At 68.1% G+C, this 26,395-nt stretch carries 25 protein-coding genes; 16 read left to right on the top strand and 9 right to left on the bottom strand.

Annotated elements, in window-relative coordinates; all coding sequences use genetic code 11:
- Positions 1-38: 38 nt before the first annotated feature.
- Positions 39-1,253: an amidohydrolase gene (locus tag ACIQTX_RS18565; RefSeq protein WP_402975046.1), complete on the bottom strand. Its 1,215-nt coding sequence runs from the start codon at positions 1,251-1,253 to the stop codon at positions 39-41.
- A gap of 53 nt (positions 1,254-1,306) precedes the next feature.
- The gene (locus tag ACIQTX_RS18560) at positions 1,307-1,954 is read right to left on the bottom strand and encodes a TetR/AcrR family transcriptional regulator (RefSeq protein WP_402975043.1); all 648 of its coding nucleotides are present in this window, start codon (positions 1,952-1,954) and stop codon (positions 1,307-1,309) included.
- Between the two features lie 157 nt (positions 1,955-2,111).
- Between ACIQTX_RS18560 and ACIQTX_RS18555 the strand changes: the two genes are divergently transcribed.
- The 6 genes from ACIQTX_RS18555 to ACIQTX_RS18530 all read left to right on the top strand — a co-directional run bounded on the left by ACIQTX_RS18555 (position 2,112) and on the right by ACIQTX_RS18530 (position 9,934).
- Positions 2,112-3,773: an ABC transporter substrate-binding protein gene (locus ACIQTX_RS18555; RefSeq protein ID WP_402975040.1), complete on the top strand. Its 1,662-nt coding sequence runs from the start codon at positions 2,112-2,114 to the stop codon at positions 3,771-3,773.
- A 73-nt stretch (positions 3,774-3,846) separates the two neighbouring features.
- Positions 3,847-4,671 carry an ABC transporter ATP-binding protein gene (locus tag ACIQTX_RS18550; protein ID WP_028503076.1) on the top strand — a complete coding sequence of 275 codons (825 nt, stop codon included), beginning with the start codon at positions 3,847-3,849 and terminating at the stop codon, positions 4,669-4,671.
- Entirely contained in the window at positions 4,668-5,474 is an 807-nt protein-coding gene (locus ACIQTX_RS18545; protein ID WP_402975037.1) for an ABC transporter ATP-binding protein, read from the top strand. Before ACIQTX_RS18550 ends, ACIQTX_RS18545 begins: the two co-directional genes overlap by 4 nt.
- Positions 5,471-6,559, top strand: coding sequence for an ABC transporter permease (locus tag ACIQTX_RS18540; RefSeq protein ID WP_402975034.1), 1,089 nt, complete (start codon positions 5,471-5,473; stop codon positions 6,557-6,559). Before ACIQTX_RS18545 ends, ACIQTX_RS18540 begins: the two co-directional genes overlap by 4 nt.
- A 1-nt stretch (position 6,560) precedes the next feature.
- Positions 6,561-7,688 (top strand): ABC transporter permease, encoded by a 1,128-nt coding sequence (locus ACIQTX_RS18535; protein ID WP_105527183.1) that lies wholly within the window; start codon positions 6,561-6,563, stop codon positions 7,686-7,688.
- On the top strand, positions 7,688-9,934 hold the full coding sequence (locus ACIQTX_RS18530) for a glycoside hydrolase family 3 N-terminal domain-containing protein (protein ID WP_402975030.1): 2,247 nt from the start codon (positions 7,688-7,690) through the stop codon (positions 9,932-9,934). The genes ACIQTX_RS18535 and ACIQTX_RS18530 overlap by 1 nt, the downstream gene beginning before the upstream one ends.
- Positions 9,935-9,982: 48 nt before the next feature.
- Here the strand turns inward: ACIQTX_RS18530 and ACIQTX_RS18525 are convergent, their stop codons facing one another.
- Entirely contained in the window at positions 9,983-11,332 is a 1,350-nt protein-coding gene (locus ACIQTX_RS18525) for a DUF1214 domain-containing protein (protein ID WP_402975027.1), read from the bottom strand.
- A 68-nt stretch (positions 11,333-11,400) separates the two neighbouring features.
- Complete coding sequence (soxR, locus tag ACIQTX_RS18520; protein ID WP_028503084.1) at positions 11,401-11,850, bottom strand: redox-sensitive transcriptional activator SoxR; 450 nt, start codon at positions 11,848-11,850, stop codon at positions 11,401-11,403.
- 119 nt (positions 11,851-11,969) lie between these two features.
- Between soxR and fdxA the strand changes: the two genes are divergently transcribed.
- The 4 genes from fdxA to ACIQTX_RS18500 are packed head-to-tail and all read left to right on the top strand — an operon-like array spanning position 11,970 to position 14,810.
- Entirely contained in the window at positions 11,970-12,296 is a 327-nt protein-coding gene (gene fdxA, locus ACIQTX_RS18515; protein WP_028503085.1) for a ferredoxin, read from the top strand.
- Positions 12,293-13,651: an FAD-dependent oxidoreductase gene (locus ACIQTX_RS18510; RefSeq protein ID WP_402975023.1), complete on the top strand. Its 1,359-nt coding sequence runs from the start codon at positions 12,293-12,295 to the stop codon at positions 13,649-13,651. The genes fdxA and ACIQTX_RS18510 overlap by 4 nt, the downstream gene beginning before the upstream one ends.
- Positions 13,648-14,157 carry a flavin reductase family protein gene (locus ACIQTX_RS18505; protein ID WP_105527171.1) on the top strand — a complete coding sequence of 170 codons (510 nt, stop codon included), beginning with the start codon at positions 13,648-13,650 and terminating at the stop codon, positions 14,155-14,157. The genes ACIQTX_RS18510 and ACIQTX_RS18505 overlap by 4 nt, the downstream gene beginning before the upstream one ends.
- Before the next feature lie 23 nt (positions 14,158-14,180).
- Positions 14,181-14,810: a superoxide dismutase gene (locus tag ACIQTX_RS18500; RefSeq protein WP_402975018.1), complete on the top strand. Its 630-nt coding sequence runs from the start codon at positions 14,181-14,183 to the stop codon at positions 14,808-14,810.
- 26 nt (positions 14,811-14,836) lie between these two features.
- Here ACIQTX_RS18500 and ACIQTX_RS18495 read toward each other — a convergent pair whose 3' ends face one another.
- Both ACIQTX_RS18495 and ACIQTX_RS18490 read right to left on the bottom strand, forming a co-directional pair.
- Positions 14,837-15,844 carry a LacI family DNA-binding transcriptional regulator gene (locus tag ACIQTX_RS18495; RefSeq protein WP_402975015.1) on the bottom strand — a complete coding sequence of 336 codons (1,008 nt, stop codon included), beginning with the start codon at positions 15,842-15,844 and terminating at the stop codon, positions 14,837-14,839.
- A gap of 101 nt (positions 15,845-15,945) precedes the next feature.
- A complete protein-coding gene (locus ACIQTX_RS18490) occupies positions 15,946-17,616 on the bottom strand; it encodes a glycoside hydrolase family 13 protein (protein WP_402975012.1) in 1,671 nt (556 codons plus the stop codon).
- A 159-nt stretch (positions 17,617-17,775) separates the two neighbouring features.
- Here ACIQTX_RS18490 and ACIQTX_RS18485 point away from each other — a divergent pair, with 159 nt between their 5' ends.
- Positions 17,776-18,204, top strand: a complete 429-nt coding sequence (locus ACIQTX_RS18485; RefSeq protein WP_402975009.1) for a DUF1761 domain-containing protein — start codon at positions 17,776-17,778, stop codon at positions 18,202-18,204.
- A 164-nt stretch (positions 18,205-18,368) separates the two neighbouring features.
- Positions 18,369-19,634 carry a hypothetical protein gene (locus ACIQTX_RS18480; protein WP_402975006.1) on the top strand — a complete coding sequence of 422 codons (1,266 nt, stop codon included), beginning with the start codon at positions 18,369-18,371 and terminating at the stop codon, positions 19,632-19,634.
- Positions 19,635-19,656: 22 nt separating this feature from the next.
- On the opposite strand, the gene purQ is transcribed toward ACIQTX_RS18480, so the two are convergent.
- The 3 genes from purQ to ACIQTX_RS18465 form a co-directional block, all read right to left on the bottom strand.
- A complete protein-coding gene (gene purQ, locus ACIQTX_RS18475; RefSeq protein WP_402975003.1) occupies positions 19,657-20,364 on the bottom strand; it encodes a phosphoribosylformylglycinamidine synthase subunit PurQ in 708 nt (235 codons plus the stop codon).
- Positions 20,361-20,609, bottom strand: a complete 249-nt coding sequence (gene purS / locus ACIQTX_RS18470; protein WP_017831295.1) for a phosphoribosylformylglycinamidine synthase subunit PurS — start codon at positions 20,607-20,609, stop codon at positions 20,361-20,363. The genes purQ and purS overlap by 4 nt, the downstream gene beginning before the upstream one ends.
- A gap of 288 nt (positions 20,610-20,897) precedes the next feature.
- The gene (locus ACIQTX_RS18465; protein ID WP_105527681.1) at positions 20,898-21,431 is read right to left on the bottom strand and encodes an adenine phosphoribosyltransferase; all 534 of its coding nucleotides are present in this window, start codon (positions 21,429-21,431) and stop codon (positions 20,898-20,900) included.
- 138 nt (positions 21,432-21,569) lie between these two features.
- Between ACIQTX_RS18465 and ACIQTX_RS18460 the strand changes: the two genes are divergently transcribed.
- The 4 genes from ACIQTX_RS18460 to ACIQTX_RS18445 all read left to right on the top strand — a co-directional run bounded on the left by ACIQTX_RS18460 (position 21,570) and on the right by ACIQTX_RS18445 (position 26,390).
- On the top strand, positions 21,570-22,880 hold the full coding sequence (locus tag ACIQTX_RS18460) for an ABC transporter substrate-binding protein (protein ID WP_402974999.1): 1,311 nt from the start codon (positions 21,570-21,572) through the stop codon (positions 22,878-22,880).
- 98 nt (positions 22,881-22,978) lie between these two features.
- On the top strand, positions 22,979-24,067 hold the full coding sequence (locus ACIQTX_RS18455; protein WP_402974996.1) for a carbohydrate ABC transporter permease: 1,089 nt from the start codon (positions 22,979-22,981) through the stop codon (positions 24,065-24,067).
- A complete protein-coding gene (locus ACIQTX_RS18450) occupies positions 24,064-24,954 on the top strand; it encodes a carbohydrate ABC transporter permease (RefSeq protein ID WP_105527684.1) in 891 nt (296 codons plus the stop codon). The genes ACIQTX_RS18455 and ACIQTX_RS18450 overlap by 4 nt, the downstream gene beginning before the upstream one ends.
- 5 nt (positions 24,955-24,959) lie before the next feature.
- Entirely contained in the window at positions 24,960-26,390 is a 1,431-nt protein-coding gene (locus ACIQTX_RS18445; protein WP_402974992.1) for a GH1 family beta-glucosidase, read from the top strand.
- Positions 26,391-26,395: the final 5 nt, after the last annotated feature.

Here is a 26,395-nt window from a genome sequence, read left to right as displayed (position 1 = left end):
ACCGTAGGTGAGCACGCGTGCCCGGTTCAGCTCGATGTTCAGCTGAGGAACTCCCGTGCCGCGGCCGACAGCGCGGTCACGCCGACCTCGATCGTCGGGTGGATCTCGGGTGCGAAGAACGGCGAGTGGTTGGTGGGAATGTCCTCGCCCAGGCGGCCCGCGGCGACGGCCTCGGCGAACCGGGTGGGGTCGATGCCGCCCCAGAACCAGAACACGAGGGGCGCGCCGGCGTCGCGGGCGAACCACGAGACATCCTCGCTGCCGGTGAACATGCCGGGGTCGATGACGGCCGCCTCGCCCAGTGCGCGCTGCAGGGCGGCGGTGACGCGTGCCGTGGCATCCTCGTCGTTGATCGTGGCGGGCAGCGTGTGGTCGGTGCGGATCTCGGGCTCCCGCTCGGCGCCCGAGGCCGTGGCCTCGGCCCGCACGATGCGCTCGACGCTCGCGAGCACCTTCTCGCGCGTCTTCTCGTTCGGATAGCGCAGGCTGAGCTCGAGCTTCGCCGCGGCGGGGATGATGTTGTTCTTCAGTCCCGCGTGAATCGAGCCGACCGTCACGACCGCGACGCCCTGCGGGTCGATCTCGCGCGAGGTGATGGTCTGCAGGCGCATCACGGTGGCCGCGGCCATCACGACCGGGTCGATCGTGGCGTGCGGGCGCGAGCCGTGTCCGCCGCGACCGTGCAGGGTGACCGTGAGTCCGTCTGAGGCGGCCATCTGGGTGCCGCTGCGCACACCGATCACACCGGCGGGCAGCGGGGTCACGTGCTGGCCGAGCACCACATCGGGCTTCGGGTAGCGGTCGAGGATCCCGTCGTCCAGCATCGCGCGCGCCCCGGCGCCGTACTCCTCTGCCGGCTGGATCAGCACGACGAGGGTGCCGGACCAGTCGGAGCGCTCGGCGACGAGCCTTTCGACAGCGCCGACCATGGCGGTGACGTGCATGTCGTGGCCGCACGCGTGCATGACGGGAACGGTCGTACCGGCGGGGTCGACGCCCTTCGCGGTGCTCGCGTACGACAGGCCTGTCTGCTCTTCGACGGGGAGTGCATCCATGTCGGCTCGCACCCACACGACGGGTCCTTCGCCGTTGCGCAGCACGCCGACGACACCGGTGACGCCGACGCCCTCTTCGACCTCGAGACCCAGGTCGCGCAGGTGCTGGGCGGCGATGCCGGCGGTGCGCGTCTCCTGGAACGAGAGTTCAGGATGCTGGTGCAGGTCGATGTAGAGCGCTTCGAGGTCGATCGTCATGGCCCGAGCCTAGCCGGGCCGACGTCGGTTGCCGAGGGTGCGCGACCGAGGGATCAGGCGGGGTGCACGTAGGTCTTCAGCTCGGGGCCGGGACGCAGCACGGCGTTGACGATCGCCTGGATCGCGAACTCGCTCGCCCCGCCGAGCTCGACGATCTCGGGATGCAGGAGCCACTGCAGCTGCAGACCATCCATCACGGCGAGGATCGCGGCCGCGGCCTCGGCGATCGTGTCGGGATCGCGCACGCCCTCCTGGGCGCACAACTCGCGGAACGCGGCTGTGACCTCGCGGCGCAGCGTCGTGTAGCGGTCTTCGAAGAAGCCGCGTGCCGGATGGTCGTCCGTGACCGACTCGGCCGACAGCACCGTGTAGGCCTGCACGATGCCCGGTCGCTTCTCATTCGCGAAGGCCGTGCGCACCAGGTGCAGGAACAGCTCGGGCCCGTCGGGGATGTGCTTCTTGGCGAGCTCGGCGACATCTGTCTGATCGCGGTAGGCCAGCACCTCGAGCAGCAGCTTCTGCTTCGATCCGAAGTGATGGAGCACTCCCGCGTGGGTGATGCCGACCTGCTCTGCGACATCCGCCAGGGTGCCGTTCGTCGACCCCTTGTTGCCGAAGATCTCGACGGCTGCCTTGAGGATCTGCTCGCGTTTCGCGAGAGTCGCCGGGCGCACGCGCACTGTCTGGTCGCTGTCTGCCACCGCGGCCTCCTCTCCATCGCTGAGCTGTGCTTGCGATCCAACTTACTACTCGGTAACCTCACGGGAGCTTACTTTCTCGACAGTAAGCAAATCACAACGGCCGAGGGACCCCCATCCACCGGCGACACAGCACAACGACCGTGCCCTAGGAGAAGCAATGAAGCTCAGAAAGTCTCTGATCGCCGCGACTGCGATCACCGCCCTCGGCATCTCGGCCCTGGCCGGATGCTCGGCAGGCGGTGGATCCGACGATGGCGCCGGTTCCGCGTCCCTGACGATCGCGAAGCCCGACGGTGCGATCACCACCGAATCCAACAACCCCTACGTCGGTGACTCGTCCGCCTCGAAGTACGGCTACGGCAAGGTCATCTTCGAGACGCTCGGTCTCGTGAACCAGACCGGCGACCGCGGCGTCACCCCGTGGCTCGCCGAGAGCCTCGAGTGGAACGACGACTACACGGTCCTCACGGTCGCGCCGCGCAAGGACGTCACCTGGAGCGACGGCAAGCCCTTCACCGCCGACGACATCGTCTACTCGTACGAGCTCGCCTCCACCCCGGCTCTGGACACCGCCGGCCTCCAGCTCGACAGCGCCGTGGTCGAGGGCGACAACGTCGTGATCACGTTCGCCGCCTCGAAGTACGTCAACCAGGCCAGGGCCCTGCACGTGCCGATCGTCCCCAAGCACATCTGGGAGAACCTCGACGACCCGGCAACCAACCCCGTCAAGGGCGACGACCTCGTCGGCACCGGCCCCTACGTCCTCTCGAACTGGTCGACCGAATCGGTCACCCTCGAGGCCCGCGACGACTACTGGGGCGGCGACCTCTCGGTGCCCGAGCTGCACTACGTCTCCTACGGCGACAACACCGCGCTCACCACGGCCCTCGCCAACGGCGACGCCGATTGGGCTCAGGCCTTCATCCCCCAGATCAAGGAGCAGTTCCTCTCGGCCGACCCCGAGCACAACAAGTTCTGGGCAGCTCCGACCACCGGTTCGGCGACGCTGTTCATGAACCTGCAGCAGAAGCCGTTCGACGACCCGGCCTTCCGGCAGGCGCTCGCCTGGGTGATCGACCGCGACGCCTACGTCGACATCGCTCGCGAGGGCGCCAGCGAGGCCGTCTGGTCGGTGACCGGACTCTCGTCGATCCTCGACGACGAGATCCAGCCCGAGTTCAAAGACGTGGAGTACGCGGTCGACGCCGAGAAGGCTCGCGACCTGCTCACCACGGCCGGGTACACCTGGAAGGACGACGCGCTGATCGACCCCGACGGTGCCCCCGTCTCGTTCACGCTCTCCGTCCCCTCCGGATGGAGCGACTGGAACACGGCGCAGGAGCTGATCGCCGAAGACGTCAACGAGGCCATCGGCGCCGAGGTCAAGATCGACATGCCCGACTGGGGTGGCTGGGCCGACCCCCGCGACAACGGCACGTTCTCCGCGATCATCCACTGGCTCGAGGACAGCGGAACGGCCTATGGCCTCTACACCTCGACCATGGACCCGCGCTGGATCTCGCCCGAGGGCAAGGCCGGCTTCAACTTCGGCCGATTCGACGACCCGACGGCGACAGCCGCGCTGAACTCCTACGCCAACGCCTCCTCGGACGACGAGCGCACGGCAGCACTCGACACGCTGCAGACGATCTTCTCCGAGCAGGTGCCGGCCATCCCGCTGGGCGCGCACCCGCTGCTGGGCGAGTTCAACACCCGCAACTACGTCGGATGGCCGTCGGAGGAAGACCCGTACGCATCTGCTGACCCGACTCAGCAGAACATCGTGCAGATCCTGACGAAGCTGAAGCCCGCCGAGTAAGCATCATCCTGCAGGGGAGCCCGCCTCGACGACGGCGCGGGCTCCCCTGACCAGGTCGACGAAGGACACCCCCATGCCAGACCCCCTGCTCAGCGTGCGCGACTTCTCGGTCGTGTACGACGTCGATCCGCCCGTCGAGGCGGTGAAGAACGTCACCCTCGAACTGCAGCGCGGCGAGATCCTCGGTCTCGCCGGTGAGAGCGGGTGCGGCAAGACCACGCTCGCCTACGGCCTCCAGCGGCTGCTGCGTGCCCCGGCCGTCATCACCAGTGGCAGCGTGACCTTCCACGATGCGACCGGCGTCGACATCGACATCAACGCGCTCGACGTGGATGCCATGCAGCGTTTCCGCTGGGACAAGGTGTCGATGGTCTTCCAGGGTGCCATGAACGCCCTCAACCCGGTCGCGACGATCGGCTCGCAGCTCGAGGACGTCTTCGAGATCCACCGGCCGGACATGAACCGCAAGCAGCGGCGTGCCGAGGCCGAGGAACTGCTCGAGATCGTCAAGGTCGGGCGTCAGCGCATCCGCTCGTTCCCGCACGAGCTCTCCGGCGGCATGCGCCAGCGCGTGATGATCGCGATGGCTCTCGCCCTGCGCCCGCAGCTGATGGTCATGGACGAGCCGACGACCGCTCTCGACGTGCTGGTGCAGCGGGAGATCCTCAAGCAGATCTCGCAACTGCGGCACGAGTTCGGCTTCTCGGTGATCTTCATCACCCACGACCTTCCCCTCCTTCTGGAGATCAGCGACCGGATCGCGATCATGCGCGAGGGCGAGATCATCGAGCTCGCCACCGCCGAGCGCATCTGGACGCAGCCCGAGCACGAATACACGAAGACGCTGTTGTCTTCCTTCCCCCGGCTGACCGGGGAGAGAGGGGTGCTGGTGCGATGACCACCCTCGAATTCCGGAACGTGACGAAGGCGTACAACGTGCGCGGCGCCGGGCAGATCAAGGCTCTCGACGACGTGAGCTTCACCCTGGTCTCCGGGCAGACCATCGGGCTGGTCGGCCAGTCCGGCAGCGGCAAGTCCACGATCGCGAAGATCCTGACCCAGCTCGAGACCCCGACCAGCGGAGAGGTGCTGCTCGACGGCAAGCCGATCCCGCGCCGGGGCAAGGGGCTGCGCAAGTACCGGCAGCAGCTGCGAATGGTGTTCCAGGATCCGTTCGCCTCGCTCAACCCGTATCACTCGATCCGGTATCACCTGGAGCGCCCGATCCGCCTCGACGACGTGGTGCCGAAGAAGGAGACCGAGAACGAGGTGCGCCGGCTCCTCGACCGCGTGCGCTTGGATCCGGACGCCGTGATCGACCGCCGTCCGCACGAGCTCTCCGGTGGTCAGCGGCAGCGTGTCGCCATCGCCCGCGCGCTGGCCTCGCGCCCCTCGCTCCTGGTCGCCGACGAACCCGTCTCGATGCTCGACGTCTCGATCCGCCTCGGTGTGCTCAACCTGCTCGCCGATCTGCAGCGCGAAGAGGGACTCGGCGTGCTCTACATCACCCACGACCTCGCCACCGCCCGCCACTTCAGCGACGAGATCATGGTCCTCAACCAGGGCCGGGTCGTCGAGTACGGCGCCGCCGACGACGTCATCCTGAACCCGCAGGACCCGTACACACGCGAACTGCGATCCGCTTCCCCCGACCCGGACAAGTTCTTCGCACAGGCAGCATCGACCGGAGGTGTCCTGTGAGCACCGCGTTCCCCCAGCTCGACGACAACGACCTCGTCGCCCGCGACGCCCTCGAGGTCGGCACGACTGCGACCACAGCCGAGCGCACGCACCGGAAGGTACCGTGGCGCTTCTTCGCCGGCCGAGCAGGGTTCTACCTGTTCACGCTGTGGGCGGCCATCACGATCAACTTCTTCCTGCCGCGCTTCATGAAGGGCGACGCGGTCAGCTCGTATCTCGCGCGCAACCGCAGCGTGAGCCCCGAGGCCGAGGCGTCGCTGCGCATCCTGCTCGGCATCGACACCGACAAGTCGATCTGGCAGCAGTACATCGAGTACTGGGGAATGCTGCTGCGCGGCGATCTCGGCATCTCGACGCTGCACGGTCTGCGCCCGGTCGCGGAGGTGCTCGCTTCAGCCCTGCCGTGGACGCTCGGCCTGGTCGGCATCGCCACCATCATCTCGTTCACGATCGGCACGGTCGCCGGAGCAGTCGTCGGCTGGAAGCGCGGCAGCAAGCTCGACGCGATCATCCCGGTGACGACGTTCTTCAACACCATCCCGTACTTCTGGCTCGGGCTCATCGCGATCGCGATCTTCTCCTCGACCCTGAAGTGGTTCCCCTCATCACACGCGTACGACAAGGGGCAATCCCCGGAATGGAGCTTCGACTTCATCGGCCAGGTGATCATGCACGGCACGCTGCCGGCGCTGACCATCGTGGTCGCCTCGCTCGGCGGCTGGGTGCTCGGCATGCGCAACATGATGCTGACGGTGCTCGACGACGACTACATCACGGTCGCGCAGGCCAAGGGCATGCCCAACAAGCGGGTGCTCTGGGGTTACGCAGCCCGCAACGCGGTGCTGCCGCAGATCCAGAGCTTCGCGCTGTCGATCGGCTTCATCGTCGGCGGCACCATCGTGATGGAGATGGTGTTCAGCTATCCGGGGGTCGGCAAGCTCCTCCTCGATGCGACCAACGCCAAGGACTTCGCCCTCATGCAGGGCGTGTTCCTCGTGATCACGCTGTCGGTGCTCGTGGCCAACATCCTCGCGGATGTCGTCTACGCCTACCTCGACCCGCGCACGCGCCAGATGGAGTCCTGACATGACCGTTCCCACCACCGCAGCGAGCACAGCGCCCGACGGATCGGCCGTCGTCTCCGGCATGCCCGAGACCGCAACCCTGCGCACCCCGCCCGCCGGCGCACCGCCGCGCAAGACGTTCTGGTCGCAGCTCGCCCAGGCGTTCGCGATGTTCCGCAACCCCAAGTCGATCGCCGGGCTCATCATCCTCGGGGTGTTCGTGCTCATCGCGATCCTCGCCCCCTGGATCTCGCCGTACGGCCCGACCCAGAAGGACCGCACGGCGCTGCGTCAACCGCCCACCTGGGAGCACTGGCTGGGCACGACGCACATGGGGGAAGACGTACTGAGCCAGATCATCTACGGCACCCGCGGTGTGATCGTCGTCGGCTTCCTCGCGGCGTTCATCGCCACGATCATCGCGATCACGATCGGCGTGATCGCCGGCTACGTGCGCGGCTGGAAGAGCGAATCGCTGTCGGCGCTGACGAACGTGTTCCTGGTGATCCCCGGCATCCCGCTCATCATCATCATCGCCTCGCAGTTCGAGAACCCGCCGCTCATCGTGATCGCCGCCGTGCTCGGGATAACGGGCTGGGCGTGGGGCGCGCGCGTGCTGCGCGCGCAGACCATGTCGCTGCGCAACCGCGACTTCATCCAGGCCGCACGCGCCAACGGCGAGCCGCTGCGCCGCATCATCACGGTCGAGATGCTGCCGAACCTGATGGCGCTCATCGCCTCGAGCTTCGTCGGCACCGTGACCGCCGCGATCCTCGGCCTCACCACGCTGGCGTTCATCGGGGTGATCCCGGTGAGCAACCTGAACTGGGGCACCATCCTGTTCTGGGCGCAGCAGAACGGCGCCTTCCCGCGCCTGTGGTGGTGGTACGTGCCCGCAGGGCTCTGCATCGCGATCATCGGCGTCGCTCTCTCGCTCATCAACTTCGGCATCGACGAGTACGTCAACCCGCGCCTGCGCTCCGCGGGCGAGCGGGCAAGGGCGATGAAGAAGAAGGGGCTGAACGTGAACGACGCCGTCACGGCCGTCCGCAGCGTGCCCCTGCCGAAGAAGACCCCCGATCCCGTAACGTCGGCGACCTCGCCCGACACCTCCGACTCCTCGAAGACCTCGACCCAGAACACGAAGTGATGACCTCTCAGACTCTGACCACGCAGCTTCCGTACCAGGACCCCGCTCTCTCGATCTCCGAGCGCGTGGCCGACCTCCTCAGCCGCATGGCGCTGGAGGAGAAGGTCGGGCAGATGCTCCAGCTCGACGCCCGCGACGACATCGACGACCACATCGCCCGCCGCCACGCGGGATCGATCCTGCACACCTCGCCCGAGCGCATCCTGCGGGCGAACGAGCTCACCGCCCAGACCCGGCTCCGCATCCCGCTGCTGGTGGGGGAGGACTGCATCCACGGGCACTCGTTCTGGCCCGGTGCGACGATCTACCCCACCCAGCTCGGCATGGCCGCGTCATGGGATTCCGAGCTCGTGGAGCGCGTCGCCCGTGCCACCGCCGAAGAGGTCGCGGTGACCGGCATCCACTGGACGTTCTCTCCTGTGCTGTGCATCGCGCGTGACCTGCGCTGGGGCCGCATCGACGAGACCTTCGGCGAAGACCCGTTCCTGATCGGCGAGCTCGCCTCGGCGATGGTGCGCGGCTACCAGGGCGACGGGCTCGACGACCCCACCGCGATCCTCGCGACCGCCAAGCACTTCGCCGGCTACTCCGAGACCCAGGGCGGACGCGACGCGAGCGAGGCCGACATCTCACGACGCAAGCTGCGCTCGTGGTTCCTGCCGCCGTTCGAGCGCGTCGCCCGCGAAGGGTGCCGCACGTTCATGCTCGGCTACCAGACCACCGATGGGGTGCCGATCACGACCAACGACTGGCTGCTCAGCGACGTGCTGCGCGGCGAGTGGGGCTACACCGGCACGCTCATCACCGACTGGGACAACGTCGGTCGCATGGTGTGGGAACAGCGGATCCAGCCCGACATCACGCACGCGGCCGCGGCGGCCGTGCGGGCGGGCAACGACATGATCATGACCACGCCCGCGTTCTTCGAGGGGGCGCTGGATGCCGTCTCGAAGGGCATGCTCGCCGAAGACGCGTTCGACGCGGCGGCCGCCCGCATCCTGACCCTCAAGTTCGAGCTGGGGCTCTTCGAGAACCCGCGTCTGCCCGGCACCGAGCTCGACGCCGTGGTGGGCAGTGCGGCGCACGCCGACCTGAACCTCGAGGTCACGCGCCGCTCGCTCGTGCTGCTCGAGAACGACGGCGTGCTGCCGCTGGACCCCACCTCTGCGCTGAAGGTCGCCGTCACCGGTCCTCTCGCCGACGACGCCCAGACGCAGCTCGGCGACTGGGCCGGCGGTTCGGGGCAGGCGGGCTGGCTCGACGGGCAGCCGCGCGAGATGATCACGACCGTGCTCGACGGCCTGCAGGCGATCGACGGCTGGAGCGTCACCCACGCTCGCGGGGCCGACATCCTCACGCTCGAAGAAGACCCCCAGGGGCCGTTCTTCCCTGACAAGCAGCCGCGTCCGCCGGTCGTGAAGGCCTGCGAGCCGGATGCCGCGCTGATCGCGGAAGCCGTCGCCGCGGCATCCGACTCCGACGTCGTCGTGGCGGTCGTGGGCGATCGGATCGAGCTGGTGGGTGAGGGGCGCTCCACCGCGACGCTCGAACTCATCGGTGGGCAGAACGCGCTGATCGACGCGCTCATCGCGACCGGGAAGCCCGTCGTGATCGTGCTGCTCGCTTCGAAGCCACTCGTGCTCCCGGCCTCCGCGTCGAAGGCTGCGGCCGTGATCTGGGCGGCGAACCCCGGCATGCAGGGTGGCCGCGCACTGGCGGACATCATCTCGGGCGCTGCCGAGCCGTCCGGGCGCCTGCCGATCTCGTTCGCCCGCCACGTGGGCCAGCAGCCCACGTACTACAACCAGATCCGCGGACAGCACGGCGACCGCTACGCCGACCTCACGCAGTCACCCGCCTGGGCGTTCGGCGAGGGGCTGTCGTACACGACCGTGGAGTACTCCGACCTCGTGCTGGAGGAGACCTCGCTGGGAGAGTCCGACACGATCGTCGGTCACATCACGGTGTCGAACACAGGGGAGCGGCCGGCGCGCGAGACCGTGCAGGTCTACGTGCGCGACTCCGTGACGAGCGTGAGCTGGACCGACAAGGAGCTCAAGACCTTCCGTCAGGTCGATGTCGCTCCGGGTGAGTCCGTGCGGGTGCGCGTCGAGCTGCCCGTGGCCGACTGCACGATCGTGGACGCTGCGGGCAACCGCATCGTCGAGGCCGGCACGTTCGAGCTGCTGGTGGGTCCGAGCTCGCGCGACGAGGTACTCCTCTCCGCGGACTTCGAGGTGCGCTGACCCGCCGCTGCGGGCGAGCGCACCTCGCGATCGATCCGGTGGCTCGGTTCAGGCCTTCTGGAAGTCGGAGGGCTTCCAGGAGCCGTCGAATGCGGGGGCACCGGGACCGTAGATCCGGAAGTAGGCGAACCACTGCGAACCGGGGTTGGTCTGCAGCCACGGCACCTCATCCCGGGGTCGATCGGGACCGAAATGGAGGGTGATCCCGTCGGACCCGTCGGGCTCGAGGTCGTCACGCAGGCTTGTCAGCACGGGCTTGAACTGCGGGGTGTTGATCTCCGAGCGAGTGTCGAGGTCATAGAGGGTGACAGACCAGAACTGAGCGGCGGGCACGGGTGCGGGAACGGTCAACGTGTACGACGTGGCCCCATCCAGTGCGGCCCCGTCCGCATCGACCGCGGCGAGCCAGTAGAGCGAGCCGGCGCCCTCCTTGTGCATGAACATCTTGTCGGTTTCGAGGGTGGCCTGGTAGAACCAGCGCTCCCGCACCGAGAGGTTGAGGAAGTTCTTCTCGTAGTACCCGAAATCTCCCTCGGAGTAGACCACCCACTCCCAATTGCGGTCAGGCCAGACGAGCCTTTCCGGTGCGTCGTCGGCGAACGCCGCCACCACGAGCTGCTCGTTCGCCTTCTCGGCTGCCTCGGACAGGATCGAGACGAGTTCCGCGTCGGGAGTGAAGGGGCGGTCTGCCCGCAGGTCGAGGTCGGCGAGCATGCCGTACTGGTTGTAGAGCGCGGGGGAAGGCACATCGATGTCGAGTGCGCGCTTGAGGGCATGCCAATAGTCGATGGTTCCGTCGACCACACAGGGGTTCGCGACGGCCTTGCGGTCGGACATGTCCACGAACACGTTCGGCGCCGGGTTATCCGCGTCGGCCCAGGGGTAGACCTTCAGCGTGCGCAGCAGTGCCTTCCCCTTCTCCGGGTCGGGGAACGGTGCGCGCGCGCAGATCAGGAACCTGTTCGTCGGGGGGCGTTTGACGATGTATCCGGACTCGGGCAGGGGCCCGTCGTACCCCGGGGGGACGAACAGGTACTTGGCGCCCTTGCCCTCATCCTCGCCGACGACGCCCATGTTGGTGACGAACTGGAAGTTCGTGTCATCGATCACGCCGATCAGCGGACCGGCGGGGAGCTCGACGACGACGGGGCCGTCGGTCGTGTCGCCCAACCCGAGTCCGTAGGGGGTGTCCGAATTCTGCGTGAGCGTGACGAGGTTTGGCGTGGTGAGCTGGATGAGGAAGCCGCGGTTGGCGGGCGCCCCGAGCTCTTCGATGGACTCGAAGTTCAGCACCATCGACACCGTCGGGTAGAAGAACTTGTACGCCTCGACGGCGCGGTTGAGCAGCGCTTCGCGGCGGATCCTGACGATCTCTTCGGTGGTGGGGAGCTTCTTCATCGGCGGTGTCCCTTCATGGCGTTTCCGCGATCATGTCAGAGACCGTCCGCGCGGGAAAGAGGAGGCAGTCAGTCCTGCAGCCGCTGGGGGCCGGCGCCCTGGGTGCCGAGGGCGTCGTCGGGGTTGAGCAGGCCGCACGCCTTCATCGAAAGGCAGCCGCAGCCGATGCATCCGGTCAGTTCGCGTTCGAGACGTTCGATGCCCTCGCGCCGCTTCTCGAGCTCGCGCTTCCACCGCCGCGAGGCCCGCTGCCAGTCGGCGTGACTCGGGGTCTCGGTCAGTGGCACGTCGGCGAACGCGGTCTGCACGTCGGAGAGCGGGATGCCGAGGCGTTTGGCGACCGTGATGAGCGAGACGCGGCGCAGCATGTGCCTGGCGTAACGGCGCTGATTGCCGGGGGTGCGGGTCGAGGCGATGAGGCCGAGCGTCTCGTAGAAGTGCAGCGCGGAGGCTGCGACACCGGTGCGCCTGGTCATCTCGCCGATCGTCAGCGGCTCGTCGGGTGCGTGCGGGGTCATCCGGCTGCTTCTCCTTCGATTTGACCTCAAGTATACTTGAGGTTTTACGGTTGACGAGTGGCCCCGAAACGGGTCGATCGACCGAACGAGGACAGTGTGACCCGAACGAAGACCCCGCGATGACCTATGTGATCGCTCTGCCGTGCGTCGATGTGAAGGACAAGGCCTGCATCGACGAGTGCCCCGTCGACTGCATCTACGAGGGTGAACGCTCGCTCTACATCCACCCCGACGAGTGTGTCGACTGCGGTGCATGTGAACCGGTCTGCCCGGTCGAGGCCATCTTCTACGAAGACGATCTGCCCGATGAGTGGCAGGACTACTACAAGGCCAACGTCGAGTTCTTCGACGAGCTCGGCTCTCCCGGAGGCGCCGCGAAGACGGGGATGCTCTCGTTCGACCACCCGATCATCGCCGCGCTCGCACCTCAGGGAGAACACGCATGACCATCGCCGAACCGCGCATCGCCATCGTCGGAGCGGGCCCCGCGGGCATCTACGCCGCCGACATCCTGCTCGGCCGCGTGCCGGACGCGTCGATCGACCTGTTCGAGAAGCTCCCGGCGCCCTACGGGCTGGTGCGCTACGGGGTCGCCCCGGATCACCCCCGCATCCGCAAGATCACCGATGCCCTGCACGAGGTGCTCGTGAACCCGCGCATCCGGCTGCGGTGCAACGTCGAGATCGGCCGTGACGTCGAGATCGACGAGCTGCGTGCCGCGTACGACGGCGTGATCGTAGCGACGGGTGCCGACCTCGACGTCGCCCTCGACATCCCCGGCATCGATCTGCCCGGCTCCTTCGGCGCGGCCGACTTCGTGGCCTGGTACGACGGGCATCCCGATGTTCCGCGCACGTGGCCGCTCGCTGCCGAATCCGTCGCGGTGCTCGGCGCCGGCAACGTGGCGCTCGACGTGACGCGGATCCTCGCCAAGCACGCCTCTGCGCTGACCCACACCGACACCCCGGATGCCGTGCTCGACCAGCTCGCGGCCAGCCCGCTGCGCGACGTGCACCTGTTCGCCCGTCGAGGTCCGGCCGACGTGCGGTTCTCGGCCATGGAGCTGCGCGAACTCGCCGAGCAGGACGACGTCGACGTGATCGTCGACCCGGACGAGCTCGCCCTCGACGAGCACGCCGAACGAATGGTCGCGCAGTTCTCGCAGCGCCGCATCATCGTGCGCACCATGACCGAGTGGGCTGCCCTCGATCCTGCGAGCCGCACGGCTTCGCGCCGTATCCACCTGCACCTGCGGCAGCGCCCGGTTCGCCTGTTCGGCACCGACACCGTGACCGGCATCGAGATGGAGCGCACCGCGTCCGACGAACTGGGCCGCATGGTCGGCACGGGTGAACTGCTGCGCTACGACGTCGGGGCGGTCTACCGCGCGGTGGGTTACCGCTCGACCCCCGTTCCCGGAATGCCGTTCGATGCCGCCCTCGGGGTGGTGCCGCACATCGAGGGCCGTGTCGTGGATGCGGAAGGCACGCCGATCCCGCGGTTGTATGCCACCGGCTGGATCAAGCGCGGGCCGGTGGGCCTGATCGGCTCGACCAAGTCGGATGCCGCGCAGACCATCGGCCACGTCGTCGACGACCTCGACGCGATCGAGCGCGAAGCACGCGACGACGACCCGATCGCCCACCTCGCGCACGCTGTCGACCTCGACGGCTGGCTGCGCATCGATGCCGCCGAGCGCGGCGCCGGAGCCGAACGAGGACGCGAGCGCACCAAGCTCGTCGAGCGCGCGGAGATGCTCGCGCATGCCAAGCAGGAACAGATGATGGAGGCCGGTCGATGACCGCGACACCCGTACCCACCCCGATCGGCGAAGGGCTCAAGGCGGCGTTCCGCACGCATCCCGCAGGCGTCGCGATCATCACCGCCGCCACCCCCGATGGCCCGGTCGGTCTCACGGCATCGAGCGTCGCCTCGGTCGCGGTCGACCCCGCCGCGATCGTGTTCTCCGTGACCCGGGCCACAGGCTCCGCCGGGGCGATCCTCGCGGCCGACACCTTCGTGGTGCACCTCATCGACGACGAGCACTCCGCCCTCGCGCAGAGCTTCGCGGTCAGCGGCTCCGAGCGCTTCACGCCGGAGCAGGGTTGGGCGACGCTGCCGACCGGCGAACCGCACCTGCCCGAGGCCAGGGTCGCGCTGCGAAGCCGCCCGATCCAGACCGTGGCCGTCGGTTCGTCGACCGTCGTCATCGCCGAGGTCATCGAGGTGCTGCCCGGGTCGGCCGGCCGGCCGCTCGTCTACATCGACCGCCGTTTCCACGCACTCCCGCACGACACCCACCACTGAAAGATCATCGAAAGGAACACGACATGTCCACTCTCTACACGCTCCCCGAGCTGCCCTACGACTACTCGGCCCTCGCCCCGCACATCTCGGGCAAGATCATGGAGCTGCACCACTCCAAGCACCACCAGGCCTACGTGACGGGTGCGAACACCGCGCTCGAGCAGCTCGCCGCCGCCCGCAGCGCCGGGGACCTCGCGAACGTGAACAAACTCGAGAAGGACCTCGCGTTCAACCTCGGCGGCCACATCAACCACTCGGTGTTCTGGCAGAACCTCTCGCCGGAGGGCGGCGGAGCACCCGAGGGTGAGCTCGGGGCCGCACTCGTCGACGCTTTCGGGTCGATCGACGCCTTCCGTGCACACTTCACCGCGACCGCACTCGGTGTGCAGGGATCGGGCTGGGCCGTGCTCGCCTGGGACAGCGTGGGCGCCCGCCCCGTGATCTTCCAGCTGTTCGACCAGCAGGGCAACGCCCCTCTCGGCGTCACCCCGCTGCTGCAGCTCGACGTCTGGGAGCACGCCTACTACCTCGACTACCTCAACGTGCGCGCCGACTACGTCAAGGCGTTCTGGAACCTCGTGAACTGGCCCGACGTGCAGCGCCGCTTCGAGGCCGCCCGCACCGCGACCAAGGGCCTCATCGTCGCGAGCTGATCCCGCGACGATCGCCCGCCTTCGACCTACAGGAGGCGGGCGGTCGTCCCGCGCACGTTCAGCTCGTACGGCAGCGCCGACGGGATGTGCACGGCATCCGGTGTGGTGAGTTTGGCCAGCACCGCATCCGCTGCGCGCTCGCCCTGCCCGAGCGGGAACTGATCGACCGTGGTCAGGCGGAAGAACTCGCCGAGTTCGTGGCCGTCGATGCCGACGATCGACAGCTCCTCCGGCACGTTGAAACCGAGATCGCGGGCCGCGAGCAGTGCGCCGATGGCCATCTCGTCCGACGCCGCGAACACCGCAGTCGGGCGAGGTCCTGGACGCCCGAGCAACTGCTTCGCCGCGCGGTAGCCGCCTTCGACCGTGAAGTCGGCAGGTTCGAGGAAAGCGTGGTTCAGGGGGATCCCCGCCTTCGCCAGAGCCTTCTCGAAGCCCAGGCGGCGGTTGGTCGGGATGTGGAAGTCGATGTCGAACTCGGGATTTGCCCCGATGTGCGCGATGTCGGTGTGGCCGAGGCTGATCAGATGCTCGGTCGCCAGCTGGGCCACCGCCACGTCGTCGACCGTGAGGGTGTCGAGCTTCGGGTTCGGGCCGCCGATCGCGATCACGGGGAGCCCGAGGTCGAGCAGGTACTGCGTCTCGTCTTCGTCGAGCTCGATCGACACGGCGATCACGGCATCCACACGCTGACGACGCAGGAACGTGTCGAACACATGTCGGCGCACGTCCTTGTCGGCCGTGATGTTGTACAGCGTGATGTCGTAGCCCGCACGCATGAGCGCAGCCGAGACGCCGGAGAGCACGGTGCTGAAGAACCAGCGGTCGAGGAAGGGGACGACGACCCCGATGTTGCGGGTTCGGCCGGAAGCCAGACTCGACGCGCGCGACGAGACCACGTAGCCGAGGGCCTGCGCCGCCGCCTGCACACGCTCCTTGGCGGACTCGGACACGTGACCGCGGCCGCTCAGTGCGCGCGAGACGGTCGCTGTGGATACTCCTGCGAGCCGGGCGACCTCATCGATGCTGGCCATGGTTTCCTCTTCGAAAAGTGTTCCGGTCGCGATTCCTGTCGGGTCACGCGGGACGTGAGCGACAGCAATCGCGACCGGAAGGGGCCTGTCAGACCGGGGTGTCAGGCCTGGGCTGCGGTGGTGTACCAGACGGCGGTGTCGACGGGGATCGCCGCACCATCGAAGGGCTGGCTCTGCAGCATGATGAGCGCGTCGGACGGCAGCTCGATCGGTGCGGTGCCGAGGTTCGCGACCACGTGCACGTCGCCGCGGCGGAAGGCCACCGCGTCGGGGCCGGCGTCTTCCCAGACCAGCGATCCGCTGCCGAAGCCGTGCTCACGACGTGCCGCCAGCAGGCGCTTGTACAGCGCGAGCGTCGAGCCGGGGTCGACCTCCTCGACATCGCGCGAGTAGGCCGCCCAGTCGGCGGGCTGCGGGAGCCACGACAGACCGGTGTCGTTGAAGCCGAAGGCCGGAGCCTCCGCCTCCCAGGGCAGCGGCACGCGGCATCCGTCGCGACCGTAGCGCTCACCGTTGGTACGGAACCAGGTCGGGTCCTGACGGAACTCGTCCGGGATCTCCATGGCCTCGGGCAGTCCGAGCTCTTCGCCCTGGTACAGGTACGACGAACCGGGCAGCGCCAGCATCAGCGTGGTCGCGGCGCGGGCACGAGCCAGGCCGATCGCGGTGTCGGGCTTGTTCGGGGTGTTCGGGCCGATGCCCTCGCCCTGCGGGCTCTCAGCCGTGAGCGCGAGGCGCGAGGCGTGGCGCACGACGTCGTGGTTCGAGAGCACCCAGGTGCTCGGGGCGCCGACCGCGCCGAAGTCGTCGAGCGATTCGCGGATGACGTCGCCCAGAGCCTTCGCATCCCACGGGGTCATCAGGTACGGGAAGTTGAAGGTCTGGTGCATCTCGTCAGGCCGCACCCAGAGGGCGGTCTGCTTGAGCGTCGGCATCCAGGCCTCGCCGCACAGGGCGCGGTCGCCGTCGTACTCGGCGAGCACCTTGTGCCAGTCGCGGTAGATGTCGTGCACGCCGTCCTGACCCCAGTACGGCACGTTCGACTCACCGCCGCCCATGGAGTCGGCATCGCTCGGGGGCGTGTAGTCGGGCAGGCCCTCGGCCTTGATCATGCCGTGGGCCACGTCGACACGGAAGCCGTCGACACCGCGGTCGAGCCAGAAGCGCAGGATGGAGCGGAACTCCTCGCGCACCTCTTCGTTGTTCCAGTCGAAGTCGGGCTGCGTGGCATCGAAGATGTGCAGGTACCACTGGCCGGGGGCGCCGTCGGCTTCGACGACGCGCTCCCACATGCCGCCGCCGAACACGGACTCCCAGTTGTTCGGCGGGAGCTCGCCGTTCTCGCCCTTGCCGTCGCGGAAGATGTAGCGCGCGCGCTCGGGGCTTCCGGGTGCGGCCTTCAGCGCCTGCTGGAACCAGACGTGCTGGTCTGACGAGTGGTTCGGGACAAGGTCGACGACCACGCGGATGTCGCGGGCATGGGCGGCCTCGAGCATGTCGTCGAAGTCGGCGAGCGTGCCGAACAGCGGGTCGACGTCGCGGTAGTCGGCCACGTCGTACCCGGCGTCGCGCTGGGGGCTCGTCATGAACGGGCTCAACCAGATCGCGTCGACGCCGAGCTCCTGCAGGGAGTCGAGCCGGCTGGTGATGCCCGGCAGATCGCCGATGCCGTCACCCGAGGCATCCGCGAAGGAGCGGGGGTAGATCTGGTAGATGACGGCGCTGCGCCACCACTCGGAACCGGGGGCTGCGATCTGCTCAAGCTGTGCCATGGGAACAGGTTAGTGCAAACGCTTACATTCATGCCAGAGCGGGGATCGAATCGGTTCGGTGGACGTCGTCCGGCGTGTGGGGAGTGATGTGCGGCCGTGCCGCTCCCGCGGCGGCGCACCCCGGGAGTATGGTGAGGCATCCGATGAGTGGAGGCTGTCATGGTTCCCGAGATCAATTACTGGGCGGTCCTGCTGGCCACCGCGTCGAGCATGCTCGTCGGCTCGGTCTGGTACGCCCCGAAGGTGTTCGGCACGAGGTGGTCGAAGCTCGCGAACGTCGACATGGACCGGCCGGCGGCCACCGCCGTATGGCCCATCATCACCACGGTCATCGTGAGTTTCATCACGGCCTGGGTGCTCGCCGGGGCATCCTCCATCGCCTGGCACTTCTACGGCGGCTCGTACTTCTGGGGCGCCATCGTCACTGCGGTCACATTGTGGGCGGGCTTCACCGCCGCCCGGTTCATCACGCACGACGCGTTCGAGGGGCGTTCGACGAAGCTCACGACGCTCAACATCGCGCACGAGCTGGTCACGGTGGTGGTCATGGCGATCATCATCGGCGTCTGGCCGCCGGCGCTGGGCTAGGCCAGCGAGCTCCGACCCGATCGTCACCCTGTCGCCGAACGGAACGGAAACACTAGACTTTCGCCACTTCTCCCGCTGTGACGGGCCTGTCAGGCTTTTGACGTGACCTGTTGGTCGCCCGCGAGTCACCCGCTCGGACCGCGGTTCCGACCGAGAGGGTCTTCATGTCCGGTCCGTCGCGCCGATCGGCCCCGTGGATGATCGCGGCCGCGCTCGTCGCCTCGGCCGTACTCCTGGGCGCCGCACCTGCTGCCCTGGGCGCTGCTCGATCTTCGGATGACCCGGTGCCCGCGGCCAACCCGCTGGACCCCGCGCAGTCGGTCGCACTGGCGTACGAGTTCCTGGATGCACGTGTCGACGAGTTCTGCGATGGCGAAGGCCGCTGCCTGCCGCGCAGCTACGAGGGGGGCTTCTTCACCACCCCGAGCTGGGACTTCACGCCCTCGTTCGTCTACGACGACGCGCTCGTGATCATCGCCTACACCGCCCGTGGCCTTCCGGATGACCTCCGCCGTGCGCGGAGCATCGGTGACACGCTCCTGTTCGTGCAGGAGAACGACCCGATCGGCGACGGCCGCACACGGGCATCGTACGAGCCGCACGGTATCCGTCAGGGGCGGGTGGAGATCACCGGACCCGGCTCGTTCACCGGCAACCAGGCGTGGGTCGGCCTGGCCCTCACGCGTCTCGCGCACGCGACCGGGGATTCGCGGTACCTCGACGGCGCGCTGCGGGTCGGGCAGTGGATCCAGGACAACACGGCCGACATGGCGCGAGCCCCGTACGGCTACACCGGGGGTCAGCTCGAAGACGGCACCTCGCTGACATGGAAGTCCACGGAGCACAACAGCGACGTATCCGGCTTCTTCACGCAGCTGGCCCAGCTCACCGGCGACCCGGTGTGGGCGGACAGGGCAGCGGTCGCGGCAGATTTCGTCGCGGCGATGCAGAGCGCAGACGGCCATGTGAACACCGGGACGGGTCTCGACGGGTCGACCATCAACACCCGGCCCATCCCTCTGGATGCGCAGACCTGGAGCTCGCTCGCCACCGGCGACCCGCGCTACGGCGCGGCGCTGGATTGGACGCTCGACAACCTCATCGCGACCGACGGTCCGTACACGGGGCCTTCGATCAGCGAGGTCGACGTGTCGAAGGCGTGGTTCGAGGGCAGCGGACACCTCGCGCTGGCGCTCGAGCGGCGTGGCGCACCGGGTGACGCCGACCAGGTCGAGACGCTGCTGAGCAGCATCCGACTGGCGCAGCGCGATGCCCCGAATGGCGACGGCAAGGGGATCGTCGCGACCTCGAACGACGGCCTGGACTCCGGGTTCGGCGACCTCTACTACGCGAGCCTGCACACGGGCGCGACAGCCTGGTACCTGCTCGCTGCGGTGGGGGACAACCCCTTCGCTCTACCGGTCGACTGACCGGAAGCAGCTGGCCTGAGGACTACGCGGCGACGCGGGCGACCGCGGCGATGGCGCTCGTGAAGAAGTCGAGTCCGTCGACACCGCTGCGCATGGCGGCGGGGGTGTCGGGGCCGAAGCCCGCCTCGGTGGCGTGCTCGGGGTGCGGCATCAGACCGACCACGTTGCCCGACTCGTTCGTGAGGCCGGCGATGTCGCGGAGCGATCCGTTCGGATTGACTCCCGCGTAGCGGAAAGTCACGAGACCCTCGCCCTCGATGCGGTCGAGGGTCTGCTCATCGGCGATGTAGCCACCGTCGGCGTTCTTGAGCGGGATCACGATCTCCTGGCCGTTGCGGAACGCATTGGTCCAGGCCGTGTCGGAGTTCTCGACCGTGAGCTTCTGGTCGCGACGCACGAAGTGCTGGTGGTTGTTGCGGATCAGGCCGCCGGGGAGCAGGTGCGCCTCGACGAGCATCTGGAAGCCGTTGCAGATGCCGAGCACGGGCATGCCCTTGGCGGCGGCATCCTTGACCTCGGACATGATCGGCGAGAGCGCGGCGATCGCACCGGCGCGCAGGTAGTCGCCGTAACTGAAGCCGCCGGGGAGGACCAGCGCGTCGACGCCTTCGAGGTCGTGCGAGCCGTGCCACAGGGCGACGGGCTCGGCGCCGGCGATGCGCACGGCGCGCTGGGCGTCGCGGTCGTCGAGCGAGCCGGGGAAGGTGATGACGCCGATGCGGACGGTCACTCCGCGACCTCGATGCCCACGACATCCTCGATCACGGAGTTGGAGAGCACCTCGTCGGCGATGCGCTTGGCCTCGGCGAGAACCTCGTCGGTGACCTCGCCCTCGACGGTGAGCTCGAAGCGCTTGCCGATGCGGACGTCGGTGAAGCCCTCGACGCCGAGGCGGGCGAAGGCGCCGGAGACGGCCTTCCCCTGCGGGTCGAGCAGTTCGGGCTTGGGCATGACGTCGACGACGATGGTGGGCATGACGGCTCCAAGAGTCGCGGGCGGACGGGCGCACCCAGTCTACTGCCCCCGGCGAACCCTCTTCCCCGCCGCTCCCGCCGCTCCCGCCGCATCCCGGCGCCGAGTGCACGGCTAGCCGTCGAGTGCACGGCTTACGCGCGCGCGGATGCCGTGCACTCGGCGAGAAGCCGTGCACTCGACGACCGCGACGACCGCGACGACCGCGACGACCGCGACGACCGCGACGACCGCGACGACCGCGACGACCGCGACGACCGCGACGACCGCGACGGGAAGCGCGGCGCGCGACTATGCGGAGTGGAACACCGTGTGGAGGTCGCCGACCGCCTCGCGACCGCCGAGGCCGTCGATCTCGAACAGCACCGAGATGCCGACGACGTGGCTGCCGAGACGCTCGATGAGCTCGCGCCCCGCGGCGAGGGTTCCGCCGGTGGCGAGCACGTCGTCGATGAGCAGTACGCGGGATCCGGCGGGCAGGTCGTCGTGCATCTCGATCGTGGCGGTGCCGTACTCGAGGGCGTAGTCGACGGATGCCGCAGGGCGCGGCAGCTTGCCGGCCTTGCGGATCGGGATGAGGCCGACGCCCGCGGCGATGGCAGCGGCGCTGGCGAGGATGAACCCGCGGGCCTCGACGCCGGCGATCACGTCGAACTGACCGGCGAAGGGCGCGATGATCGCCTCGGTCGTCACGCGCAGGGCCTCGGCATCGGCGAGAAGCGGCGTGATGTCGCGGAAGATGATGCCCGGCTGCGGGTAGTCCGGCACATTGCGGATCAGGGCTTCGGCGCGGACGAGGGCAGGGGAGAGCGTGGCTTCGGGCACTGCCCAAGGGTACCCCGCGCCGGCTCGGGTTGACACCGTGGGAGCGCTCCCATAGAGTGACTCCTCAGTTCGTGGGAGCGCTCCCACGAACTGTCCCGAAGCACCACACACCGCACGACCACCACAAAGGAGTGAACCGTGAACACACGTGCCCGCAACCGGATCCTCGTGACTGCCGCCGTGGCATCCGTCGCAGCCCTCGCCCTCGCCGGCTGCTCCGGAAGCACCGGCGATGCAGCGGAAGGGAGCGCCGATGAGGAGGTGACGCTGACCGTCACCACGTTCGGCACCTTCGGCTACGAAGACCTCTACAAGGAGTACGAGAAGGCGCACCCGAACGTCAAGATCGAGGCGACCAACATCGACACCGGCGGCAACGCCCGTACCGATGCCTTCACCAAGATCGCCGCCGGCTCCGGCCTCAGCGACGTCGTCGCGATCGAGGAGGGGTGGCTCGGCGCGATCATGGATGTCTCCGACACGTTCGTCGATCTGCGCGACTACGGCATCGAGGACCGGAAAGACGACTGGGTCGACTGGAAGTACGGCCAGGCGACCGACGCCGAAGGCCGCGTCATCGGCTACGGCACCGACATCGGCCCGAGCGGCATCTGCTACAACGGCGCCGCGTTCGAGGCCGCCGGCCTCCCGAGCGACCGTGAGTCGGTCGCCGAGCTGCTGGGCGGCGACTGGGAGAACTACTTCAAGGTCGGCGCCGACTACACGGCGAAGACCGGCAAGGCCTGGTACGACCACTCCGGCTTCGTCTGGAACGCCATGGTCAACCAACTCGACGAGGGGTACTACACGACCGACGGCGAGCTGAACGTCGAGGACAACGCCGAGCTCAAGGAGCGCTTCGAGCTGCTGGGCGCCGCGACCGAGGGCGGCCAGTCGGCAGCCCAGACGGCCTGGGACTGGAACGGCGGCAAGTCGTTCGTCGACGGTACCTTCGCGACCTTCGTCTGCCCGGGCTGGATGCTCGGCGTCGTGCAGGGCCAGGTCGAGGCCGGCGGCGGCGACGCTTCCACCGGATGGGACTTCGCCGATGTGTTCCCCGGAGGCGCGGCCAACTGGGGTGGGGCGTTCCTGTCGATCCCGGAGACCTCGCAGCACAAGAAGGCGGCTGCAGAGCTCGCCGACTGGCTGACGCAGCCCGAGCAGCAGGTGAAGCAGTCCGCTGCAGCGGGCAACTTCCCCTCGACGATCAAGGCGCAGGAGACGCTCGCCTCCGACGCGACGCCGAACGCCTTCTTCAACGACGCGCCGACCGGGGCCATCCTCGCCGAGCGTGCCAAGGATGTCGTCGCACAGTTCAAGGGCGCTGATGACTCGGTGATCCAGGAGAACGTCTTCGGTCCGGCTCTCAGCAGTCTCGACCGCGGTGACACCGACACGCAGGGCGCGTGGAACCAGGCGATCGGCCTGCTGAACGAGCTCGTCGACTGACACTCCCCTTCCGGTCGCAGTTCCTGTCGCCTCCACCCCACGGTCGGCGACAGGAACTGCGACCGGAACCCCTCGGAACACCGGGACAAGGACACTCCATGACTCTCACCGCCCCGCCCGCGCAGCAGCAGCGCGCCGCATCCCCGGCAAAGGATGCTCCGCCGAAGCGCTCCTGGCGCCACCGCGTCTCCCGGTTCGACCAGAATGCCTCGCCGTACCTCTACATCTCGCCGTTCTTCCTGCTGTTCGGGCTGGTCGGCCTGTTCCCGCTGCTCTACACGGTCTGGGTGGCCGTGCATGAGTGGGACCTGCTCAAGGGCGAGGGCGATTTCGTCGGGCTCGGCAACTTCGTCGAGATCCTCGGCGATGCGATGTTCTGGAACTCGATCGGCAACACCCTGAGCATCTTCCTGCTCTCCGCGATCCCGCAGCTGGCCGTGGCCCTGGTGATCGCGTACCTCCTCGACCGCGGACTGCGGGCTCCGACCTTCTGGCGCATGAGCGTGCTCATCCCCTTCGTGGTCACCCCGGTCGCGGTCGCCATCATCTTCTCGAGCATCTTCAACGAGGCCGACGGCCTGGCCAACAACCTGCTCAACCTCATCGGCATCGCCGACCAGGAATGGAAGCACAACACCGCCCTGTCGCACATCGCGATCGCGGTCATGGTGAACTTCCGCTGGACCGGATACAACGCCCTCATCCTCCTCGCCGCGATGCAGGCCGTGCCGCGCGACCTGTACGAGTCGGCCGCCCTCGACGGAGCCGGCGCCGCTCGTCGCTTCTTCTCGATCACGATCCCGACGATCCGTCCGACCCTGATCTTCGTCATCATCACCGCGACCATCGGCGGGCTGCAGATCTTCGCCGAGCCGCGCCTGTTCGACGTGTCGACGGCCGGCGGCATCGGCGGCAGCGACCGGCAGTTCCAGACCACCGTGCTGTTCCTGTGGGAGCTCGCGTTCTTCCGCCGCAACCTGGGCGAGGCCTCCGCGGTCGCCATCCTGCTCTTCCTTCTGATCGTCGCCATCGGCGTGATCAACTTCCTCATCTCCCGGCGTATCTCCACCGGAGACGCCCCCAAGAATCGTGCCGCCCGCCGCCGAGCGCGCACCGCCGACTCGGCGGCGACCAGTGCCGCCGCCGGAACGACGATCGCCATCACGACCGAGGAGAACGCGCGATGACCGCCACCCAGGCGCTGAGCGTCCCCGAGAAGATCCGCCGTCGCCGCAGCACATCGTCCGGCACCGCCGGTATCGGCAGCCGCCCCGGCTTCCTCACGTACGGGCTCCTGGCCGCATTCATCATCGGCAGCGTGTATCCGCTGTGGTGGTCGGTCGTGGTCGCGAGCGGCACGAACGCCACGCGTGGTGAGACGCTGCCCCTGATCCCCGGCGGCAACTTCTTCACCAACGCGGCCAAGGTGTTCGACGCGATCCCGTTCTGGTTGGCGCTGGGCAACTCCTTCCTCATATCGGGCATCATCACCGTCTCGGTCGTCACGTTCTCGACGCTCGCCGGCTACGCGTTCGCGAAGCTCCGGTTCAAGGGCCGAGAGGGTCTGATGATCTTCGTGATCGCGACCATGGCGATCCCGACGCAGCTGGGCATCATCCCGCTGTTCATGCTGATGCGTGAGCTCGGGTGGACGGGCTCCATCGGAGCTGTCATCGTGCCGACGCTCGTCACCGCGTTCGGCGTCTTCTTCATGCGGCAGTATCTGGTCGACGTGATCCCGGACGAGCTGATCGAGGCCGCCCGCATGGACGGCGCGAACCAGTTCCGCACCTTCCTCACGGTCGGGATCCCCGCGGCGCGGCCCGCCATGGCGATCCTCGGCCTGTTCACCTTCATGACGGCGTGGACCGACTACCTCTGGCCGCTGATCGTGCTCTCCCCGCAGAACCCGACCCTGCAGACGGCACTCAGCCAGCTGCAGTCGGGCTACTACATCGACTACTCGATCGTGCTCGCCGGTGCGGTGCTCGCGACCCTCCCGCTGCTCGTGCTCTTCGTGGTCGCGGGTAGGCAGCTGGTCAGTGGCATCATGGCTGGCGCGGTGAAAGGATGACCCCTATGACCCGCTCCTTCCCCGAGAACTTCCTGTTCGGCGCTGCGACCGCCGCCTACCAGATCGAGGGTGCGGCGTTCGAGGATGGGCGCACGGCATCGATCTGGGATGCTTTCGCCCGAGTTCCCGGAGCCGTGATCGGTGCCGAGAACGGCGACATCGCCTGCGATCACTACCACCGGTACCCGCAGGACGTCGCTCTCATGAAGCAGCTCGGCCTGCAGACGTATCGGTTCTCGACCTCCTGGTCGCGGGTGCGCCCCGACGGCGGAGCCGTCAACGCGGCGGGCGTCGACTTCTACGAGCGCCTGGTCGATGAACTGCTCGCCGCCGACATCCTGCCCTGGCTGACGCTGTACCACTGGGACATGCCCCAGGCGCTTCAGGATGCCGGTGGCTGGACGAACCGCGACACGGTCGAGCGCTTCCTCGAGTACGCGGGCACCATGCACGATGCGCTCGGCGACCGCGTGAACGTGTGGACCACGCTGAACGAGCCGTGGTGTTCGTCGTTCCTCTCTTATACGGCGGGGGAGCACGCGCCGGGGCACACCAGCATCGCGGAGGGGCTGCTCGCCTCGCACCATCTGCTGCTCGCGCACGGCAAGATCGTGCAGGAGCTCCGCCGACGTGATGCCTCGCTCAACCTCGGCATCACCCTGAACCACACGGTCGCCGATCCCGCCGGCCCGCAGAACCCGGCCGACGTCGATGCCGCTCGTCGCGTGGACGGGCAGTTCAACCGCTGGTTCCTCGATCCGATCTATCGGGGCAGCTACCCGGCCGACATCGTCGAAGACATCCGCGCGGTCGACGCCGACGCGGTCGCTCAGTTCGAGGAGGCCGTCCACGACGGCGACCTCGCGGTCATCGCGCAGCACATCGACACCCAGGGCGTGAACTACTACCACGGCGACTTCGTCTCGGGCACGGCCCCGGTCGAGGGGCCCGTCTCCGCGGAGCCCGAGACCGAGCGCGTGGGGCGCAGCCCGTATCCGTCGAGTGACGGCATCCATGCGGTCGAGCGGGGCCTGCCGCGCACAGCGCAGAACTGGGAGGTGCAGCCCGAGGGCCTCACCCGCGTGCTGCAGCGGATCTGGACCGAATACGCCGAACCAGCCGGCACCGTGCTCTACATGACCGAGAACGGCGCGGCCTATGACGACGTCGTGGTGATCGACGAGGGCGAGACGCGTGTGCACGACGCCGACCGCACCGAGTTCCTGCGGTTGCACCTGGGCGCGGTGCTCGATGCCGCAGAGGCGGGTGTCGACGTGCGCGGCTACTTCTACTGGTCGCTGTTCGACAACTTCGAGTGGGCCTGGGGCTACGACAAGCGCTTCGGCATCGTGCGCGTCGACTACGGCACCCAGGAGCGGAGCCTGAAGGACTCGGGCCGGGAGTACGCCCGCATCATCGGTGCCCGCGCGCTCTGATCCGG

This window comes from Microbacterium sp. NPDC090281 (genome assembly GCF_044769635.1).
Taxonomy (GTDB): domain Bacteria; phylum Actinomycetota; class Actinomycetes; order Actinomycetales; family Microbacteriaceae; genus Microbacterium.
Note: the sequence above shows the minus strand (reverse complement) of the source record. Positions and strands in the feature narration are given on the sequence as shown.

Bases quoted from the DNA above. Each gene is read 5' to 3' on its own strand.
- ACIQTX_RS18550 (WP_028503076.1), top strand. From the start codon at position 3,847: ATGCCAGACCCCCTGCTCAGCGTGCGCGACTTCTCGGTCGTGTACGAC.
- ACIQTX_RS18545 (WP_402975037.1), top strand. From the start codon at position 4,668: ATGACCACCCTCGAATTCCGGAACGTGACGAAGGCGTACAACGTGCGC.
- ACIQTX_RS18565 (WP_402975046.1), bottom strand. From the start codon at position 1,253: ATGACGATCGACCTCGAAGCGCTCTACATCGACCTGCACCAGCATCCT.
- ACIQTX_RS18480 (WP_402975006.1), top strand. From the start codon at position 18,369: ATGTCCGGTCCGTCGCGCCGATCGGCCCCGTGGATGATCGCGGCCGCG.
- ACIQTX_RS18500 (WP_402975018.1), top strand. From the start codon at position 14,181: ATGTCCACTCTCTACACGCTCCCCGAGCTGCCCTACGACTACTCGGCC.
- ACIQTX_RS18455 (WP_402974996.1), top strand. From the start codon at position 22,979: ATGACTCTCACCGCCCCGCCCGCGCAGCAGCAGCGCGCCGCATCCCCG.
- ACIQTX_RS18495 (WP_402975015.1), bottom strand. From the start codon at position 15,844: ATGGCCAGCATCGATGAGGTCGCCCGGCTCGCAGGAGTATCCACAGCG.
- ACIQTX_RS18485 (WP_402975009.1), top strand. From the start codon at position 17,776: ATGGTTCCCGAGATCAATTACTGGGCGGTCCTGCTGGCCACCGCGTCG.
- purS (WP_017831295.1), bottom strand. From the start codon at position 20,609: ATGCCCACCATCGTCGTCGACGTCATGCCCAAGCCCGAACTGCTCGAC.
- ACIQTX_RS18555 (WP_402975040.1), top strand. From the start codon at position 2,112: ATGAAGCTCAGAAAGTCTCTGATCGCCGCGACTGCGATCACCGCCCTC.
- ACIQTX_RS18490 (WP_402975012.1), bottom strand. From the start codon at position 17,616: ATGGCACAGCTTGAGCAGATCGCAGCCCCCGGTTCCGAGTGGTGGCGC.
- ACIQTX_RS18535 (WP_105527183.1), top strand. From the start codon at position 6,561: ATGACCGTTCCCACCACCGCAGCGAGCACAGCGCCCGACGGATCGGCC.
- ACIQTX_RS18450 (WP_105527684.1), top strand. From the start codon at position 24,064: ATGACCGCCACCCAGGCGCTGAGCGTCCCCGAGAAGATCCGCCGTCGC.
- soxR (WP_028503084.1), bottom strand. From the start codon at position 11,850: ATGACCCCGCACGCACCCGACGAGCCGCTGACGATCGGCGAGATGACC.
- ACIQTX_RS18445 (WP_402974992.1), top strand. From the start codon at position 24,960: ATGACCCGCTCCTTCCCCGAGAACTTCCTGTTCGGCGCTGCGACCGCC.
- ACIQTX_RS18510 (WP_402975023.1), top strand. From the start codon at position 12,293: ATGACCATCGCCGAACCGCGCATCGCCATCGTCGGAGCGGGCCCCGCG.
- ACIQTX_RS18505 (WP_105527171.1), top strand. From the start codon at position 13,648: ATGACCGCGACACCCGTACCCACCCCGATCGGCGAAGGGCTCAAGGCG.
- fdxA (WP_028503085.1), top strand. From the start codon at position 11,970: ATGACCTATGTGATCGCTCTGCCGTGCGTCGATGTGAAGGACAAGGCC.
- ACIQTX_RS18530 (WP_402975030.1), top strand. From the start codon at position 7,688: ATGACCTCTCAGACTCTGACCACGCAGCTTCCGTACCAGGACCCCGCT.
- ACIQTX_RS18525 (WP_402975027.1), bottom strand. From the start codon at position 11,332: ATGAAGAAGCTCCCCACCACCGAAGAGATCGTCAGGATCCGCCGCGAA.